Source organism: Streptomyces sp. NPDC043746 (genome assembly GCF_056436485.1).
The window spans coordinates 34405-52005 of record NZ_JBWKCM010000003.1; the positions used below are offsets into that span (position 1 = coordinate 34405).

Consider the following 17601-nt stretch of genomic DNA (forward strand, 5'->3'; position numbering starts at 1 on the left):
ACCTCCGCCCGGGCCATGGGCACCGACCGGCCCCCGGTCACCGGACACTGACCGGGACCGGCCCCGGACCTGACCGAAGCCCCGCTTCCCCCGGCCTCCCCCGGGGCGCACACTGCGCCCATGTCCGACACGACACCCGCACCCGTACCCGCGGCGGCCACCACCCCGGCGCCCGCGACCACCTCCGCCTCCCGCGCCTGGTCGCCCACCCACGGCGACCCCTACCGCCCCACGCCCTACCGCCCCGAGCGCATCGCCCCCGAGGAGTCCCTGGCCCGCGCCGCCCGGCTGCGGCGGCGCATGGACGAGCGGCGGACCGTCCGGGCCTTCTCCCCCGACCCGGTCCCCGAGCAGGTGCTCCGCGACGCCGTCGCCTGCGCGGCCACCGCCCCCTCCGGCGCCCACCAGCAGCCGTGGACCTTCGTCCTGGTGAAGGACCCCGAGGTGCGCCGACGCATCCGGGAGGCCGCCGAGCACGAGGAGAAGCTGAGTTACGACGGGCGGCTCGGCGAGGAGTGGCTGGCCGCCCTGCGCCCGCTGGGCACCGACGCGGTCAAGGCCCACATGACGGACGCGCCCGGCCTGATCGTGGTGTTCCAGCAGCGCTACTGGCTGGGCGAGGACGGCACCAGGCGCAAGCACTACTACGTCGACGAGTCGGTCGGCATCGCGGTGGGGATGCTGCTCAGCGCCCTGCACCTGTCGGGGCTCGCCGCGCTGGTCCACACCCCGAGCCCGATGCGCTTCCTCGGTGAGGTGCTGGGCCGGCCCGAGAACGAGAAGGCGTTCGCCGTGATCCCCGTCGGCCACCCCGCCGACGACTGCGAGGTGCCGGACCTGGTCCGCAAGTCGCTGGACCAGGTGCTGGTGGAGATCTGAGGGGCCCGCACCGGGCCCCGTACCCGTACCGGAGCACGAGCGGAACCCCGTCCCGCACGCACACGCGCAGGCCCGCCCGTGCTCGCGTTCATGGGCGTGCGGACAGCGAAACCGCCCCCTGGCCGGTTGGGGGCCGGACAGGGGGCGGTGCTCAGAGGTCTCCCGCACCGCGGTGGGGAGACGGTGGCCCGGGGCGTCGTGCTGCGGCGCCCCGGGGAGGGGCGTCAGCCCTGGTGGGGGTAGGTGTAGTCGGTCGGCGGGACCAGGGTCTCCTTGATGGCCCGGGTCAGGGTCCAGCGCTGGAGGTTCTGCGGGGCCCCGGCCTTGTCGTTGGTGCCGGAGGCACGGCCGCCGCCGAAGGGCTGCTGGCCGACGACGGCGCCGGTCGACTTGTCGTTGATGTAGAAGTTGCCCGCGGCGTAGCGGAGCTTGTCCATCGTGTACGCGGCGGCCGCGCGGTCGCCCGCGATGACCGAGCCGGTCAGCGCGTAGTCGGAGACCGACTCCATCTGCTCCAGCATGGCGTCGTAGTGCTCGTCCTCGTAGACGTGGACCGCGAGGATCGGGCCGAAGTACTCGGTCGTGAAGACCTCGTTCTCGGGGTCGGTGCACTCGATGACGGTCGGACGGACGAAGTAGCCCACCGAGTCGTCGTAGGTGCCGCCCGCGATGACCGTGCACGCCGGGTCGGACTGGGCGCGGTCGATCGCGGCCTTGTTCTTGGCGAACGAGCGCTCGTCGATGACGGCCCCGATGAAGTTGCTCAGGTCGGTGACGTCACCCATCTTGATGGCGTCGACCTCGGCCGCGAACTCCTCCTTGAAGCCGGAGTTCCAGATGGAGGCGGGGATGTACGCCCGCGAGGACGCGGAGCACTTCTGGCCCTGGAACTCGAAGGAGCCGCGGGTCAGCGCGGTCTTCAGGACGGCGCGGTCGGCGCTGGGGTGCGCGACGACGAAGTCCTTGCCGCCGGTCTCGCCGACCAGCCGCGGGTAGGTGCGGTAGGTGGCGATGTTGTTGCCGACCGTCTTCCACAGGTGCTGGAAGGTGCGGGTCGAGCCGGTGAAGTGGATACCGGCCAGGTCGCGGTGGTTCAGCGCGACCTCGGAGACGGCGATGCCGTCACCGGTGACCAGGTTGATGACGCCCTTGGGCAGACCGGCCTCCTCCAGGAGCTGCATCAGCAGCACGGCGGCGTGGGTCTGGGTCGGGGACGGCTTCCACACCACGACGTTGCCCATGAGGGCCGGGGCGGTGGGGAGGTTGCCCGCGATGGCCGTGAAGTTGAACGGCGTGATCGCGTAGACGAAGCCCTCCAGCGGGCGGTGGTCCATGCGGTTCCACACGCCCGGGGAGTTGGCCGGGGGCTGCTCGGCGAGGATCTGGCGCGCGTAGTGCACGTTGAAGCGCCAGAAGTCGATCAGCTCGCAGGGGGTGTCGATCTCGGCCTGCTGGGCGGTCTTGGACTGGCCGAGCATGGTGGAGGCGGCCAGCGTCTCGCGCCAGGGGCCCGCCAGCAGCTCGGCGGCGCGCAGGATGATCGCCGCGCGGTCGTCGAAGGACATCGCGCGCCAGGCCGGGGCGGCGGCGAGGGCCGCGTCGACGGCGTCCTTCGCGTCCTGCTCGGTGGCGCCGGCGAAGGTGCCGATGACGGCCTTGTGGTTGTGCGGCTGCACGACGTTCACCCGCTCGCCGCCGCCCATCCGCTTCTCGCCGCCGATGGTCATCGGCAGGTCGATCGGGTTCTCGCTCAGCTCCTTGAGCTTCACCTCCAGGCGGGCGCGCTCCGGGGAGCCCGGGGCGTAGGAGTGAACCGGCTCGTTGACCGGCGCGGGGACCTGGGTGACGGCGTCCATGGTTGCCTTGTCTCCTTGGTGTCGGCGGGGATGTGGGTCGGCCCGGGGGCCGCTCAGCCCTTGGTGAGGATCGAACGGCCGAAGAACAGCAGGTTGGCCGGCTTCTCCGCGAGGCGGCGCATGAAGTATCCGTACCAGTCGGTGCCGTACGCCGTGTAGACGCGCATCCGGTGGCCCTCGGCCGCGAGCCGGACGTGCTCGTCGCTGCGGATGCCGTACAGCATCTGGAACTCGTACTCATCCAGTTTGCGCCCGGCCTGGCGGCCCAGCTCCTGGGCGATGGCGATCAGACGGGGATCGTGGGACCCGATCATCGGGTATCCCTCGCCCTCCATCAGGATGCGGGTGATGCGGACGTACGCCTTGTCGATCTCGGCCTTGTCCTGGTACGCGACGGAGGCGGGCTCCTTGTAGGCGCCCTTCACGATGCGGACGCGGCTGCCGGCGGCGGCCAGGCGGCGGGCGTCGGCCTCGGTGCGGAACAGGTAGGACTGGATGACGCAGCCGGTCTGCGGGAAGTCCTTCCGCAGCTCCTCGTGGATGGCGAACATCGAGTCGAGGGTGGTGTGGTCCTCGGCGTCCAGGGTGACCGTGGTGCCGATGGCGGCCGCCGCCTCGACGACCGGGCGCACGTTGGCGAGGGCCAGCTCGTGGCCGCCCGGGAATGCGGGGGCGAGCCCGGAGGGCCCTCCGTTGAGGGTGGCGGCGGGCGACGGGAGGGACTGGCCGAACATCGACAGCTTGACGGACATCTCGGCGCGCGGGCCCAGGTGCAGGGCCTCCAGGCGCTCGATCAGCTCCAGGTAGGCGTCGCGGGCGGCCTCGGCCTGGGCGGGGGTGGTGATGTCCTCGCCGACGACGTCGAGCGTGACTTCCAGGCCCTTGCCGGCGGCGTCCACGACGATCGGGACGACCTGGTCGACGGTCTCCCCGGCGATGAAGCGGTCCACGACCTGCTTGGTGCCGGGCGCGGCCGAGACGAACCGGCGCATCTTGTCGCTGCGTGACGCGGCGAGGATCACGGGACCCAGCACGGGGACCTCCACGAATAAACGGACGAAGGGCCGCAACGGCATGTTCATGAACGTATGCGCACGCATATGAACACACTGGCACGGCACGGATAACCACCGTGAAATCTAGGCACCGCTCCGACCCTGTGCCATCGACACCTGTCACGCATCCGTGGCCGCCGTCTCAGACATCTGTATGAGGAAAGCCGCGCGGAGGTGCAGAATGGCGGAGTGACAGGCGACTACCAGGAACTGGTCGACGAGATCTCCGCGCTCCTCGACGCCCCGGCCACCCTGGAGAACCGCGACTTCGGCCTGGTCGCCTTCGGAGCCCACGACAGCGACGACGACAGTGCGACGGACCCGGTCCGCACCCGCTCGATCCTGACCCGACGCTCCACGCCCGCCGTCCGCTCCTGGTTCGAGGGGTTCGGCATCACCCGGGCCACCGGGCCCGTCCGGATCCCCGCCGCGCCCGAGGCCGGGGTGTTCCGGGACCGGATCTGTCTTCCGGTACGCCATCGGGGTGTCGTCCTCGGTTACGTCTGGCTGCTCGACGCGGACCCGGGCCCGACCGAGGAGCAGCTCGCCGCCGCGATGGAGGTGGCCGCCCGGATCGGGGCGCTGCTCTTCGACGAGGCGCGGGCGGGCGCGGACCTCTCGCGGGAGTTCGGCGCGGTGCTCACAGCGGGCCCCGGCCGGCAGCACGACACCGCCGTCGCCGCGCTGGGCGAGGCCCTGGGCCGGGACGCGGAGGGGCTGCACACGGTGGTGTGCGTGACGCCGTGGGCCGACGACACGCCGTCGGTACGGGGCGTGGCGTCGGCCGCCGCGCTGGCGACGGTCCCCGCGCCGGGGGCCGCGGGGTCCCTGTCGCTGGCCGCGCTCATCCGACTGCGCTCGCCGGACCGCCTGGACCCGGCCCTGAGCGCCGCGGACCGGTTGCGCACCGGCGCGGACCCGGCCGCCACCGGGGGGATCGCGACGCCGCGCCGGGGTCTGGACACGCTGCCGGCCTCCTGGCGCGAGGCCACGGCGGCGGCCCGCGCGGCCCGTGCCGAACCCCGTCTCGGTCCGGTCGCCCGCTGGTCGGCGATCGGCCCGTACCGCCTGCTGACCGCGCTCCCGGGCACCGGCACGGACCCCGGGGACCCGGCCGTCGCCTCGCTGCTGACCCCCTTGCACCGGGAGCTGGCGCACACGGCGGAGGTCTTCCTGGACTGCGCGGGCCAGGCGAGCCGGACGGCCGCCGCCCTGGGTATCCACCGCCAGACGCTGTACTACCGGCTCTCCCGGGTCCAGCAGATCACCGGCCTGGATCTGAACGACGGCGAGGACCGGCTGCTGCTGCACATGGCGGTGAAGCGGGCCCGGCTCTAGGCTAAGGGCTCGCAGAGAATCAACATGCTGTCGAGCACCCGGCCTGAGCTGCGATGTCAAGACAGACAACACGCAACTTATTCTTCTGCGAGCCCTTAGGCCGCCCGGACGGACACGCCCCGGACCCGCCCCGGGCGCATCAGGAGCGCGTAGCACCCGGACGCGACGAGCATGCCCACCGGAAGGGACAGGTCGACGCCGCCCAGCGCCGCCGCGACGGGTCCGGTGTAGACGGTGTCCACGCACAGGGCCGCGGCGGCGACGCCCGCCGTGAGGGCAAGGGCACCGGGGATGTGGACCCCGCCCGTGTACCAGAACCGGCTGCCGTGGCTCTCGTCCGTCAGCTCGGGGCCGTCGTAGCGGTTGCGGCGCAGCAGGATGTCGGTGACGTAGAGGGCGGTGCTGGGGCCGAGCAGGACGACCGTGAGCTGGAGGACGTCGCTCATGGTGTCGAGCAGGTCGGAGACCAGCAGGGCGTACAGGGTCAGGGAGACCGCCGCGGCCCCGTCCACGAGCACGCTGTACGAGCGCCTGATCCGCAGACCCACGGCCTGGAGGGCGAGGCCCGCGCTGTAGGCGGTCAGGGCGTTGATGGCGATGGTGCCGAGGACCAGGGCCAGCAGGAAGGCGGAGGCGAACCAGCCGGGCAGGATCGATTCGAGCCCGGACTGCGGGTCGCTCATGTCCACCGCCGTGGCCGCCAGCGCGCCGAGCGAGCACACGGCGACACTGGGCACGAAGCCGCCGAGCGCGGTCCAGCCGACGACCGCCCGCTTCGATGTCGTACGGGGAAGATAGCGGGAGAAGTCGGCGCTGGTGGTGTAGGACAGCGGACCCGAGGCGATGAGCGCGAGACCGGCGGCGAGCGTGGCCCACAGGGCCGTCCCGCCCAGCGGTTCGGCCGGCCGGTAGGAGAGATCGGCGTGGCCGGACACGCTGAGGGCGACGATCGTGAAGGCGAGGGCCAGCACGAGCGTGATCGGCAGGTAGAGCTTCATGATCGCGGCGTGCCCCCAGACGCTGATGACCAGCGTGAGCGCGGCGATCACGACCACGACGGCCGCCGTGACCCCGTCACCCGGGGCGATGCCCGCGCGCTCGACGAGCGCGGTGGCGGCGCTCGCCGCCGCGGCGAGGTTGAGGGCGAAGTAGCAGACGGAGATCGCCCAGCCGACGACCGCGTTGTTGACCCGGTTGCCGCGCACGCCGTAGACCGCCCGTGTGATCACTTCGCTCGGGGTGCCCGAGGCCGGCCCGGAGATCGCGAGCACGCCCGTGAGCAGCCAGAACAGATTGCCGACCACGATCACCGCGAGCGCCTGCGCCAGGGTCAGACCGATCAGGACGAGCACCCCGCCGGCCAGCAGGCTCAGGTAGTTGACGTTGGCGGCCGCCCAGACGGCGAACAGTTCACGCGGCCGCCCTCGCCGGTCGGCGTCGGGAATGTGGTCGATGCCGTGGGCCTCGATGCGCGGCGCCGTGCGCTCCGATGCGAGAGGGACCGCCACGAAGTGCGGGGTTTTAGCCGGTAGTGCGGCTTCCTCCGGGCCGTACACGGTGTCGTGACGACCCGGTACCGGGTCGGGAATCGTGGACGCCATGGGCCCTCCGAGTGCTGGTCGTGCCCGCCTGCTTGCTTATTGGTCGCACACTCAATAACGTTCACGGCATGTCGTCAAGCGTTCAGCGCCCCCGTGTTCGGAAAAGCCCTGCCGCCCGGCGTGCGGAGATCGTCGACGCGGCCGCCGCCGTCGCCCTCGCCGAGGGGCTGGAGTGCATCACTCTGCGCCGGATCGGCGACGACCTCGGCGTCCGGCCGGGGCTGATCAGCCACTACTTCCCGTCCGCCGAGGAGCTGGTGGCCGAGGCCTTCGGCAGCGCGGCGAGCGGCGAGCTGGACGCACTGCTGCCCGAGGGCCCACCGGACATCTCCCCGGTGCGGCGGCTGGCGGGCTTCCTCGGCCGCACCACGGGCGAGGAGTACGACGCGATCAGCCGGCTCTGGATCAACGCCCGCCACCTCAGCCGCTACCGGCCCGCACTCCGGGACCGGGTGGCGGAGCAGGAGGCCGCCTGGCGCGGACGCCTGGAGGGCCTGATTCGGGAAGGCGTGGAGCGCGGCGAGTTCCGCACCCCCGACCCGTCGGTGACGACCGTCCAGATCCTGGTCGTGCTGGACGGGCTCGGCGCCCACGCCAACACCGACACGAGCGGGCGGCCCGCCGCGGTGGCCCGGATGGCACACACCACCGCGGAACGCGAACTGGGCCTGGCGGCAGGCGCCTTGAGCACCTCCGGGAGCTGAGCACCGGCACCTGGCCGCCCGCGTCCGACCGCCTTCCGCCGACCGCCGTTCCGCCGACCAACCGACCTGCCGCCTGCCGCCTGCCGCCTGCCGCCTGCCGCCTGCCGCCTGCCGCCCGAACGCCCTGGAGCCACCGTGCGTACCTCTCTCGTCCTCCTCTCCGCCCGACTGCTCGACCCCGTCACGGGCCGCCTCCTGCCGGAGACCGCGCTGGCCGTGTCCGGCGGGCGGACATCCGCGCTGGGCGGCGACCGGGAGATCCGGGCGCTGGCCGGTGCCTCGACCGCGGTGATCGACCTCAAGGGCGCGGTGGTCACCCCGGGCCTGGTCGACGGACACCTCCACCCGGTCTCGGGGGCCGAACTGACGCACGGGCTCGACCTGTCCGGCTGTACGGACCTGGCGGGGGTGCTCGGAGCGCTCGCGGGCGAGGTACGGCGGCTGGCCCCGGGCGCGTGGCTGCACGCCTGGGGCCTGGACCCGAACGTCTTCGGCGACGCGCCGGTGGAGTCCGCCGCCCTCTCCCCCGTGCTCGACGGCGTACCGGCCCTGATCCAGCTCTTCGACGCCCACTCGATGCTGGCCAGCCCGCGCGCACTGGAACTGGCGGGGGTGGACGGCCCCCGGACGTTCGACCAGGCCGCCGAGGTGGTCTGCGACGCGGCGGGGCGGCCGACCGGGCTGCTGCTGGAGGACGCCGCCTGCGAACTCGTCGAGCGGGCCGCGCCCCGGCCCACCCGTGAGGAGAGCCGCGACCGGCTGGCCGCCGCCCTGCGCTCGATGGCCGCCGCGGGCCTCACCGGCGGACACGCCATGGACGCGAACGGGGACAGCCTCGCCCTCTACACCGAGCTGGACGCGGCGGGCGAACTGCCGCTGCGACTGCGGGTCGCGCCCTGGTGCCAGCCCGGTGCGGACGCGGACGCGGTACGGGAGCTGATCGGGCAGCAGGGGACGGGCGGGACCCTGTGGCGGACGGCGGGCGTCAAACTGTTCATGGACGGCACGATCGACAACGGCACCGCCTGGCTGGAGCGCCCGGACTGCCACGGCGAGTCGACGCACGCCTTCTGGCCCGACCCCGAGGTCTACACCCGGGTCATCGGGCAGCTGCACCGCGCCGGGGTGCCCACCGCCACCCATGCGATCGGGGACGCCGCCGTACGCCACGCCCTGGACTCCGTGGCGACGGCCCGGACCACCGGAGGCCCAGCCGTACGCCACCGGATCGAGCACATCGAGACGGTGCCCGACGACACCGTGGCCCGGTTCGCGGAGCTGGGCGTGGTGGCCTCCATGCAGCCCACGCACTGCTGCGACTTCACCCGGGCCGACCACACGGACAACTGGTCGCGGCGGCTCGGGGAAGAGCGCGCCTCCCGGGCCTGGCGCTGCCGCGACCTCTGGGACGCGGGCGCGCGGGTGGTCCTCGGCTCCGACTGGCCGATCGCCCCCTTCCCGCCGCTGGGCGTCATGGCGGGGGCCCGCCACCGCCGCCCCGGCCGCGACCTCACCCAGCCGCCGCACGGCCCCGGCCAGGCGCTCACCGCCCTCGAAGCGCTCCAGGGCATGACGGTCGACGCCGCCTGGGCGGCGGGCGATGAACACGAGGCCGGACGGCTCGCCGTGGGCTGCCGCGCCGACTTCACGGTCTTCGCGGACAGCCCGCTGACCACGCCGGACGTCGAGCTGCCGGACCTGCCGGTGCTGCTGACGGTCGTCGACGGCCGCCCCACCCACCGCGACGCGTCGCTCTGAGCACTCCTCGCGCGCCGGGGAGCGGCAGGCGCTCCCCGGCGGGGCGGCCCAGGTGGTCGTCGGAGAGCGTGAAGCGGATCACGTGCTCGATCCCGGCCGCCGTGCACCACCCAAGGAACGTGGTCAGCTCGGCACCGCCCGCCCGGTGACCCTCCCGGACACCCGGGTACCCGGCCTGCGGGCCCAGCGCCGTTCCCGGGGGCCACAGGAGGAATCGCGGCACCGCGCCGGGGCCCGGACGCACTGCCGGTCTCCTGGCGCGAGGCCGCGGCGGCGCGCGGGGTCCCGGTTCGTTCGGTCGCCCGCCGGCCGGCCCGTACCGCCCGGTCAGCGGCCTCGACCTGAACGCCGGGGAGGACCGCGCGCCTGCCGCACACGGCGGTGACGTGGGCGCAAAGGCGCGGTCACCATCGAGTACGGCCAGGCCCGCACTCTGCCGTGCTCCTGCTCCGACGGGCTCCGGACAGTGGCGTCGAGTCGTCCGGGACCGAGGCTTCCGGAGGCCGGACCAGCCCGGTCCGGGCACAATCGAAGTGCTCTCCGAACGCCCCCTGCGGGAAATGGGGTACCACGTGGACCACCATCCGGGTCGGCCGGGCGCCCCCCTCGGCGCCGCACTCGCCCGGCTGCCTGTCCCCCGGATCCTCCGGCGCGCCGTGGACGCGGCCACGGCGATGAGCGGCGCCCGCCGCCTGGAATGGCTCGGCGCGGCGGGCGACCACATCGGCACCACGCTCGACCTGGACCGGACCGCCCAGGAACTGGCGGACTACGCCGTACCGGCACTGGCCGACGCCGCCGCGGTCGACCTGCTGGAATCCCTGCTGCGCGGAGGAGAGGGGGAACGGTCAGGATCGGCCGAGGCGCCCCTGACCCGGGCCATGGCCGTGGCGCACATCGACCGGCTCCAGCACCTCGAACCGGACCCGGTGGGGGAGCTGACCACCGCCCACCCCTCCAAAGTGGCCCATCAATGCCTGATCACACGCCGACCGGCACTGGTGAGACGCATCGCGCCGGACCAGTACGAGTACATCGCCCCCACCTCACACGCCGCCCTCGTCCTGCGCCGCGCGGGAGTGCACAGCTATCTGGCGCTGCCCCTCGTCTCACGGGGTGTCCTCCTGGGACTCGTCGATTTCCTCCGGTCCGGAGACCGGCCGCCGTTCTCGCACGCCGATGTGGCCCTGGCGTGCGAGCTGGCGGCGAAGGCCGCGGTCTTCGTGGACAACGCCCGCCTGTACGGGCGTGAGCGCGCGGCCGTCGTCACGCTGCAACGCGCCCTGCTCCCCCGGGCCGCCCCCTCCACACCGGGCCTCCAGGTCAGGTCGGGCTACCGGCCCGCCGTCGACCCCGGCGGTGTCGGCGGCGACTGGTTCGACGTGGTGGCGCTGCCGAGCGGACGCAGCGCCCTGGTGGTGGGAGACGTGATGGGCCATGGGCTGGCGGCCGCGGCGACCATGGGACGGCTGCGCTCCGTCGCCCGTACGCTCCTGGGGCTAGACATCTCACCGGAACGCGTACTGGCCCGGCTCGACCTGGCGGCCCGCGACCTGGAGGAGGACCAGGTCGCCACCTGCCTGTGCGCCGTCTACGACCACGCCGAGCGGACGTACCGGCTGGCCAGCGCGGGTCACCTGCCACCCCTGATGATCGACGCCGCCGGCCGTGCCGCCTTCCTGGACGTGCCCCCGGGTGCCCCCCTGGGCGCGGGGGTGATCCCCTACGACCAGGTGACGGCCCAGGTACCGGAAGGCAGCCGCCTCGTGATGTACACCGACGGACTGATCAAGAACCGGCACGAGGACGTCGGCGTCCAGCTGGAACGCCTGCTTGCGGCGGTCGACGGCCCGCCGGTCTCGCTGCCGGACGCTTGCGAGGCGGCGTGGACCAGGACCGACAGCTGCGGTGACGGGCGCTTCGACGACGCGGTCATGCTCATGGCGGAGGCCCTCCCGCAGCCCGACGCGGACGTGGTGGTCTGGTCGCTCCCGGCCAACGGGTCCGCCGCCGGAACGGCACGCCGTCTGGTCCGCGCCCAGCTGGACCGCTGGTCGCTCTCCGAACTGACGGACGTCACCGAACTGGTCGTGAGCGAACTCGTCGGCAACGCCCTCCGCTACGGCGGCGGGGCGACCGGGCTGCGTCTGCTGCGCCACGACCGGCTGTGCGTCGAGGTCTCGGACATCGGGCCGGATCTGCCCCAGATCCAGCACGCCCCCCTCAGCGCCGAGGGCGGGCGAGGCCTCCAGCTGATCAACATGCTCTGCCGCCGGTGGGGCTCCTGCCGGACGCCCGAGGGAAAGGTCGTCTGGGCCGAGCAGGATCTGCCCGGCGGCGGTTCCCGAGGCGGCGGGTGACCTGTGGACAGCGGAGCTGACCAGGCGGGCGCGGCCCCCTGTGTCCGCTGTCCGGGGTGTGTCCGCTGTCAGCCCCGCCGTCCGAACCGCCGGTTCAGCCTGACGAAGGCGAGCGCGCCGAGGAAGCCGACGATGTTGAGGACGGCGATGGCCGCGACGATCGCCCAGACGAGGTCCATGAGTGCTCCCGTGGTCTTCGAGGTACGGACTCCGAGTCGCTCACGTGCTCCGAGGGCTCCCCGAGCCCGGGACGGTCTTCACCACAGCGCCCGGTCGCACACCAGCGCCGCCAGCACCAGGGGCGCGTCGCCGTCGCTGTGGCCGACGGTGACGGCGAGCCGGCGGACGGCGGGAGCCTCCGGGCCCCACACCGCCAGGTCGCCGTACAGGTCCTCGTCGAACAGGGCCTCGTACAGCGGGTCCACCGCCGAGCCGCCCTGCCACCTCAGCAGCGGCCCGTGCAGGGGAACGGTGGTGTGCGGGCCCAGGATACGGTCCAACTCCGCCGCCAGACAGGCCAGATGGGCCTCCGCCGCCTCCTCGGCACCGTTCCACTCAGGGGCGTACACACCGGTCAGCGGGTCGCCCTCCCAGAGCGGGACGATACGGAAGCCGGGGCCCTGGGTGGCGGTCCACTCGCCCGTCGCCGGATCGCCCAGCGCGGTGGTGAGGCCGGTGGGTGGCAGGGGGACGGTGAGGAGTTGCCCGACCTCGGTCAGGGCCCGGCCGAGCTCGAAGGGCTCCCCGGCGCGCGAGGTCACCGTCCGCCTCCGGCCATCGCGAGACAGGCCGTCACGGGTCGGGCCGCCCCGGGTCGGGCCGCCGTCACGACGCGGGCCGCCGTCACAGGACCGGCCGGTCCATCGGGCGGGGCAGCGGGGCCAGTGCCCCCGCCTCGCGCAGCCGCTCGTACGCACGCACCACCGCCGCGCTGTCTCCGGGGGCCGCGATACTCAACAGCTCGCCGCCGCCCGGGAGTTCCTGGCGGACCGCCTCCAGGCCCTCGGGGACCAGGGCGGCGCGGGCCGGGGAGAGGTAGCCGGTGCGCCCGACGACCGGGTCGCCCACCGCGTAACCGGCCTCGTCCTCCAGCGCGTCCAGCACGTCGTCGTCGCTCACGTCGCCGAAGTCCGGCTCCCACACCCGGGCGAGGAGCGCGAGGACGTCCTCCTCGGGGACCACGGCGGCGTCCGGGGCGTGCAGGACGATCGCCAGGGACTGGAGCAGGAACTCCGGTGCCCCGCCCGCCAGTCCGCTGACCTCCGCCTCCCAGCCGGGGGTGCCCGTGCCGACCAGCCGCAGCCCGGTGCCGGTGAGATCCGACCAGTCGGCCGCGCTCTGGGCCGCCCGCAGGGCGTCGAGCAGGGCCTTCCCCTCGGGGGTGAAGGCGGTGGCGGGCCCGGTCCCGTGCACCTGGCTCCAGGCGTCGGCCGCCTGCGGGACCAGCTCCGCGAGCCCGTCCAGGGTCCGCTGCCACCGGTCGGCCAGGGCCTCGGCCGGCTCCGGCCTCGGCCCCCAGAAACCCCGCACCACACGTCGCATGCTGATCTCTCTCCTCCGCGTCGCCGGACCGCTCCGAACCACCCTCGCGTGCAGGCTAACGCGGCTGCTCGTCGAAGGCTCCGGGCTTCCGGGAGCTGTCGCCGGGTTTCGTGGGCGTGTGCACCACCCGGATCGGCAGGCCCTCGTCCCGGAACGCCCTGCGCGCCGTCCTCGCCACCTCCGGGTCCGAGAAGTGCCACTCCACCGGCTTGCCGCCGGCCGCCTCCACCTGGCCGCGCGCCTCGGTCACGAACCTCTCCCTGCCGGAGGCGGTGAGCGTGCCCGGGTCGGTCCTGGAGAGGTAGCTGCCGTAGCCGTTCTTGGCCTCCAGATACGTCTGCCGGGAGGAGTCCCAGCCGTCGTACTCCACGGGGGGTCTCCCCTCGCGGGGGTGCGGTACGACGTACTCCTGGCCCCGGTTGGTGCCGGTGATCTGCTCCTGGTAGCGGAGCCAGGACTCGTTCTTCCAGTTGGGCGCGGGGTTGCGGTCCCGGCTCGCCCAGAAGCCGTCGCCCGCGTCGGCGTCGCCCGGGGTGCGGGTCCTCAGATCGTCCGCCCAGGACGGCGGGTTGTAGTTGCGCGGGTCGGAGGTGTCGTTGCGCTGCGGCTCCGGGTACTCCTTCTTCTCCAGCGCCGCCCTGCGCGCCCGCTCCGGCTCCTCCAGCCGCTTCTGCTCCAGGTGCGCGGCCCGCTCCGCCTCCCGCGCCTCGGCCGCCGCCTGCCTGGCCGCCTCGTCGCAGCCGCCGTTCGCCACGACCACCCGGCCCCGTGCCCCGCTCGCCAGAACGACCCCGCCCGGTGATCGGCCCGCCAGCACCCCCGTGCCGGATCCGGGAACCCCGCCGCCGGGCCCGCCTCCGTACCGCACCAGCGGCGACGGCCCCGACGCGATCACGCAGCCCGTCCTCCGCGCCGCGTCCTCCGCGCTGTCGGCGGCCTCGTCCGCCTCCTTCGCCGCCTTCCGTACGCCGTCGAGGTCGCCCGCCTCCGCCGCCTGCCGGGCCCGCCGGGCCGCCGCGCCCGCGTCCCCCGCCGCGTCCGCGACCTCGGAGGCCACCTTGCCGACCGTGCCGAGCTTCCCGGCCTTGCCGGTCACCTTGGCCACGTTGTAGCCGGGGATGAAGAGCGAGCCGATGTTCCAGATGACGTCGGTGACGGCCCGGGTCTTCTCCCCGTTGTTCCAGCGCTCGCGGACCTCGTCCCCGACGAAGACGTCGTCCCCGACCGTGACCCCGGTGTTGACGGACGCCTTGCCCCAGTCCCAGAGCGCCCCCAGGTAGTCGCCGTCGCTCCACTTGTCCCCCGCGCCCCGGGAGTCCTTGACCCACTGGTCCCCGAGCCGGCGTCCGTACTCCGCCAGACCGGCCCACGTCTCGGGCTTGAACAGGTCGACGATGCCGGTGATGTCGCCCCAGAGGCCGTCGACCACCAGGCCTTTGAAGACCTGCGTCGTACGGTCCCAGGCGCAGCCGAGGAAGCCCCAGCCGCCGCAGTCCTCCTGGTCGGACGCTCGCTCGCCGCCGCTGTTCCCGCCGTCGCCTTCGGCGGAGGCCGGTACGTCGTAGGCGGCCTCGGGCTCCTCGTGGTCCTCGGCGTAGGTGTCCTCGCCGGTGCCGGGGCGGCCTTCGTCGTCGGGTCCGCCGGTGCCGCCGCCTGCTGGGGTGCCGGTGGAGCCGGAGGTTCCGGCGGTGTCGGAGGTTCCGGCGGTGTCGGAGGTTCCGGCGGTGTCGGAGGTTCCGGCGGAGCCCGTGGTGTCGCCGACGGCCCCACCCGTACCTCCCGCCGCGTCGCCCCCGGACGCTCCGGTACCGCCGGTGACCGCCGAGCCCTCCTCCGAGGCACCGCCGCCCGAGGTGTCCCCCGCCTCCAGCGAGCCGCTGCCGCCGCCCGCAACCGGGCACGAGCTGCCGGTCAGCGAGCAGATCGCGGACTGGAGGCCCTCCGTGATCCGGCCGCCCAGGCCCCCCACCGTCAGGGCCGCGATCAGCGCCACGACGATCAGGACCAGGCCCAGGTACTCCAGCGCGGACTGCCCGCGGTCCCGGCGCCAGGTGATCGTGTACGGGAGCGAGAACCTCGGCGGCTCCCCGCGCTCCCGGGGCGGCCGCAGGAACCACGCGCGGCTCTGCGGACGGCGCAGCAGCACCAGGATCAGGACGGGCAGCACCAGCTGCGTGAGCCCGTCCGGTGAGCCGTCCACCAGGTTGCCCAGGGCCCCGGCGATCAGCCAGAGCTGGACGGCGACGGTCCCCCACAGCACACGCCTGCCGCCGGTTTGCAGATGCCAGGCCAGCAGGGCGCAGAGCACTCCGGGCGCGGAGGCGTACAGCAGGATGCCCAGCACCTGGGCGCCCATGGCGTCGACGGCGATCGCGGAACCGGAGAGGCCGATCGCCCCGAGGGCCGTCGCGCCGAGGAGGACGAGGAGCAGCACCCGTACGACGACGAGCGCGCCCGGGAGGTCACGGCGCGGGGCGGCGGCAGGGGCCGGGCCGCCCGCCGCGGGTATGCCACCGAGAGCAGACATAGGTGATCCGACCCCCGGTGCCCATGGGTGACCTGACAACGGGTCACCCTAGGGTCGGCGCGGCTCACGCGTCGTGGGCCCCAGGGCCCAACCCGGGGCCCACCAGGGCGCGTCGGCCGTCGGCCCTTCCGGAGAGACGGCGAACCCGGCAGCCGGGCGCCCTTGGCGGTGGGCGTCCTGCTGCCGGGTTCGTCCGGCTGTCGGCGCTGCGACGACCGACCGGTTCCGTCCCGCTGCCGGTCGTAGGGCCGCGCGTCAGTCGGTGAGGTTCACCGAGCGGGCCGAGGAGGCGCCGATCTCGTCCGCGATCTCGGAGAGCACCGCCTGCGGGACGGTCTCGTCGACGGTGAGGACGACCAGCGCCTCGCCGCCCTCCGCGGCCCGGGAGACCTGCATGCCCGCGATGTTGAGCCCGGCCTCACCGAGGATCTTGCCGACGGTGCCGACGACACCGGGACGGTCCTGGTAGCGCAGGACGACCATGTGGTCCGCGAGGGCCAGGTCCACGTCGTGCTCACCGATGGCCACGATCTTCTGGAGGTGCTTCGGGCCCGCCAGCGTGCCGGAGACCGCGACCTCCTCGCCGCTGCCGAGGGTGCCGCGCACGGTGACCACGTTGCGGTGGTCGGGCGACTCGGAGCTGGTGGTGAGGCGGACCTCGACCCCGCGCTCCTGGGCGAAGAGCGGGGCGTTGACGTACGACACGGTCTCGTCGACGACGTCCTCGAAGACGCCCTTCAGCGCCGACAGCTCCAGCACCTTGACGTCGTGCTGGGTGATCTCGCCGTACACCTCGACGTCGAGGCGGGCCGCGACCTCGCCCGCCAGCGCGGTGAAGATCCGTCCGAGCTTCTCCGCGAGCGGCAGGCCGGGGCGTACGTCCTCCGCGATGACACCGCCCTGGACGTTGACCGCGTCCGGGACCAGCTCACCGGCGAGGGCGAGGCGGACGGACTTGGCGACGGCGATGCCCGCCTTCTCCTGGGCCTCGTCGGTGGAGGCGCCCAGGTGCGGGGTGCAGACGACCTGGTCGAACTGGAAGAGCGGGGAGTCCGTGCAGGGCTCCTTGGCGTACACGTCGAGCCCGGCACCGGCGACGCGGCCCTCCTTGAGGGCGGAGTGCAGCGCCTCCTCGTCGACGATCCCGCCGCGCGCGGCGTTGACGATGCGGACCGAGGGCTTCACCTTGTGCAGTGCCTCGTCCCCGATGAGGCCGAGGGTCTCGGGGGTCTTGGGCAGGTGCACGGTGATGAAGTCCGCGACCTCCAGCAGCTCGTCCAGGCTGAGGAGCTTGACGCCCATCTGCGCGGCGCGGGCGGGCTGGACGTAGGGGTCGTAGGCGACGATCTTCATGCCGAAGGCCGACATGCGCTGGGCGACCAGGACCCCGATACGGCCGAGGCCGACGACGCCCAGGACCTTCTCGCTCAGCTCGACCCCGGTGTACTTGGAGCGCTTCCACTCGCCGTTCTTGAGGGCGGTGTTGGCCTGCGGGATGTTGCGCGCGGTGGCGACCAGCAGACCGCAGGCCAGCTCGGCGGCGGTGACGATGTTGGAGGTCGGGGCGTTGACGACCATCACGCCGGCCTTGGTGGCGGCGGAGACGTCGACGTTGTCGAGACCGACACCCGCGCGGGCCACCACGCGGAGCTTCTTCGCGGCGGCGATCGCCTCGGCGTCGACCTTCGTGGCGGAACGCACCAGGACGGCGTCGACGTCGGCGATCGCGGGGAGGAGTTCGGCGCGGTCCGCGCCGTTGCAGTGCCGGATCTCGAAATCCGGACCCAGAGCGTCGACCGTGGCGGGCGACAGCTCTTCAGCGATGAGTACGACAGGCTTCGAGCTCACGTGAGTCCTCACAAGTCCAGTGCCGGACGGCCGTCCCGACGGCCGCAGGCGGTGGAGGGGCTAGCCGCGTGGTAGACGCACGACACTGTGGGCCCTGACGCGTATGTGTTGAGAAGTGTAGTCATGCGGAAGG

General features: G+C 73.4%; 12 protein-coding genes. 5 read left to right on the forward strand and 7 right to left on the reverse strand.

Annotation, left to right across the window (positions count from 1 at the left end):
• Nucleotides 1-120 precede the first annotated feature (120 nt).
• Nucleotides 121-879 carry a nitroreductase family protein gene (locus tag AC0682_RS04075; protein WP_478530819.1) on the forward strand — a complete coding sequence of 253 codons (759 nt, stop codon included), beginning with the start codon at nt 121-123 and terminating at the stop codon, nt 877-879.
• A gap of 224 nt (nt 880-1103) precedes the next feature.
• Here the strand turns inward: AC0682_RS04075 and pruA are convergent, their stop codons facing one another.
• Nucleotides 1104-2735, reverse strand: a complete 1632-nt coding sequence (pruA, locus tag AC0682_RS04080; protein ID WP_478530820.1) for an L-glutamate gamma-semialdehyde dehydrogenase — start codon at nt 2733-2735, stop codon at nt 1104-1106.
• A 53-nt stretch (nt 2736-2788) separates the two neighbouring features.
• Complete coding sequence (locus AC0682_RS04085; protein WP_478531094.1) at nt 2789-3769, reverse strand: proline dehydrogenase family protein; 981 nt, start codon at nt 3767-3769, stop codon at nt 2789-2791.
• A gap of 210 nt (nt 3770-3979) precedes the next feature.
• Between AC0682_RS04085 and AC0682_RS04090 the strand changes: the two genes are divergently transcribed.
• Nucleotides 3980-5128, forward strand: a complete 1149-nt coding sequence (locus AC0682_RS04090) for a PucR family transcriptional regulator (RefSeq protein ID WP_478530821.1) — start codon at nt 3980-3982, stop codon at nt 5126-5128.
• Nucleotides 5129-5223: 95 nt separating this feature from the next.
• On the opposite strand, the gene AC0682_RS04095 is transcribed toward AC0682_RS04090, so the two are convergent.
• The gene (locus AC0682_RS04095) at nt 5224-6729 is read right to left on the reverse strand and encodes a purine-cytosine permease family protein (RefSeq protein ID WP_478530822.1); all 1506 of its coding nucleotides are present in this window, start codon (nt 6727-6729) and stop codon (nt 5224-5226) included.
• Nucleotides 6730-6797: 68 nt separating this feature from the next.
• On the opposite strand from AC0682_RS04095, the gene AC0682_RS04100 reads away from it, so the two are divergent.
• The 3 genes from AC0682_RS04100 (at nt 6798) to AC0682_RS04110 (ending at nt 11551) form a co-directional block, all read left to right on the forward strand.
• Nucleotides 6798-7433 carry a TetR/AcrR family transcriptional regulator gene (locus tag AC0682_RS04100; RefSeq protein WP_478530823.1) on the forward strand — a complete coding sequence of 212 codons (636 nt, stop codon included), beginning with the start codon at nt 6798-6800 and terminating at the stop codon, nt 7431-7433.
• 135 nt (nt 7434-7568) lie between these two features.
• Nucleotides 7569-9191, forward strand: a complete 1623-nt coding sequence (locus tag AC0682_RS04105) for an amidohydrolase (protein WP_478530824.1) — start codon at nt 7569-7571, stop codon at nt 9189-9191.
• Between the two features lie 560 nt (nt 9192-9751).
• The gene (locus tag AC0682_RS04110) at nt 9752-11551 is read left to right on the forward strand and encodes an ATP-binding SpoIIE family protein phosphatase (RefSeq protein ID WP_478530825.1); all 1800 of its coding nucleotides are present in this window, start codon (nt 9752-9754) and stop codon (nt 11549-11551) included.
• A gap of 257 nt (nt 11552-11808) precedes the next feature.
• Here AC0682_RS04110 and AC0682_RS04115 read toward each other — a convergent pair whose 3' ends face one another.
• The 4 genes from AC0682_RS04115 to serA form a co-directional block, all read right to left on the reverse strand.
• Nucleotides 11809-12312, reverse strand: coding sequence for a hypothetical protein (locus AC0682_RS04115; protein ID WP_478530826.1), 504 nt, complete (start codon nt 12310-12312; stop codon nt 11809-11811).
• An 82-nt stretch (nt 12313-12394) separates the two neighbouring features.
• Nucleotides 12395-13093: a hypothetical protein gene (locus AC0682_RS04120; protein ID WP_478530827.1), complete on the reverse strand. Its 699-nt coding sequence runs from the start codon at nt 13091-13093 to the stop codon at nt 12395-12397.
• Nucleotides 13094-13148: 55 nt separating this feature from the next.
• Nucleotides 13149-15620, reverse strand: coding sequence for a Tox-REase-5 domain-containing protein (locus AC0682_RS04125; RefSeq protein WP_478530828.1), 2472 nt, complete (start codon nt 15618-15620; stop codon nt 13149-13151).
• Nucleotides 15621-15875: 255 nt separating this feature from the next.
• Nucleotides 15876-17468, reverse strand: coding sequence for a phosphoglycerate dehydrogenase (gene serA, locus AC0682_RS04130; RefSeq protein WP_478530829.1), 1593 nt, complete (start codon nt 17466-17468; stop codon nt 15876-15878).
• Between the last annotated feature and the right edge of the window lie 133 nt (nt 17469-17601).

Bases quoted from the DNA above. Each gene is read 5' to 3' on its own strand.
- AC0682_RS04095 (WP_478530822.1), bottom strand. From the start codon at position 6,729: ATGGCGTCCACGATTCCCGACCCGGTACCGGGTCGTCACGACACCGTG.
- AC0682_RS04100 (WP_478530823.1), top strand. From the start codon at position 6,798: ATGTCGTCAAGCGTTCAGCGCCCCCGTGTTCGGAAAAGCCCTGCCGCC.
- AC0682_RS04125 (WP_478530828.1), bottom strand. From the start codon at position 15,620: ATGTCTGCTCTCGGTGGCATACCCGCGGCGGGCGGCCCGGCCCCTGCC.
- AC0682_RS04110 (WP_478530825.1), top strand. From the start codon at position 9,752: ATGGGGTACCACGTGGACCACCATCCGGGTCGGCCGGGCGCCCCCCTC.
- AC0682_RS04075 (WP_478530819.1), top strand. From the start codon at position 121: ATGTCCGACACGACACCCGCACCCGTACCCGCGGCGGCCACCACCCCG.
- AC0682_RS04120 (WP_478530827.1), bottom strand. From the start codon at position 13,093: ATGCGACGTGTGGTGCGGGGTTTCTGGGGGCCGAGGCCGGAGCCGGCC.
- pruA (WP_478530820.1), bottom strand. From the start codon at position 2,735: ATGGACGCCGTCACCCAGGTCCCCGCGCCGGTCAACGAGCCGGTTCAC.